Origin of the sequence: Dickeya undicola (assembly GCF_000784735.1) — a bacterium.
GTDB classification, from domain to species: Bacteria; Pseudomonadota; Gammaproteobacteria; order Enterobacterales; family Enterobacteriaceae; genus Dickeya; species Dickeya undicola.
On record NZ_JSYG01000073.1, the window covers coordinates 1 to 565 of the forward strand.

Sequence of the window (565 nt, forward strand, 5' to 3'; positions counted from 1 at the left end):
CACCGCCGTCACCGTGCTGCCCCGGTTGTCGATATCCCCGCCCGCATTCAGGCTGACACTGTTGGCCACGATGCGGCTGCCCTGCAGGTTGGTTTTATCCGCCTGCGCCAGATACAGCTTCGGCGCCAGCACCGTCTGTCCGCCCACCGTGATGTTCTCCCACCACACCAGGCTGTGGCTCAGCCCCGCCACCTGCTCCGGCGTCAGGCTCACCCCCAGCTGCAGGTTCAGCCGGCTTTTCTCCGCCGCCGCGTTGTCCATCAGCTGCTGCATCTGCGCCAGCTCCGAGCCCACCCCGTTCAGGTAGCGCTGCCCGGTCTGGCTCAGCACCGCGTTGCTGATATAGCGGGTGTCGAACGCCGCGTCGCCCAGAAAACGGTAGTCGTGCTCCGCGTCCAGATTCAGTTTGCCCAGCAGGTAGGACGACCCCAGCACCTGCGTCGGGTCGGTCAGCGTCTGGCTGCGCTCCACCGGCACCGTGGTGCCCGGCGTCTGGCCCAGCAGGCCGCGCAGGTCGCCAAACAGGCCGTTGTCCACCTGGCCGAGCTGGCTCAGCGTCGGGTTG

The 565-nt window shown here is 67.6% G+C and carries 1 protein-coding gene; it reads right to left on the minus strand.

Going from position 1 to position 565, the window contains the following annotated elements; all coding sequences use genetic code 11:
• A partial coding sequence (locus OB87_RS19390; RefSeq protein ID WP_033571001.1) for a hypothetical protein occupies positions 1-565 on the minus strand: 565 nt, incomplete at both ends.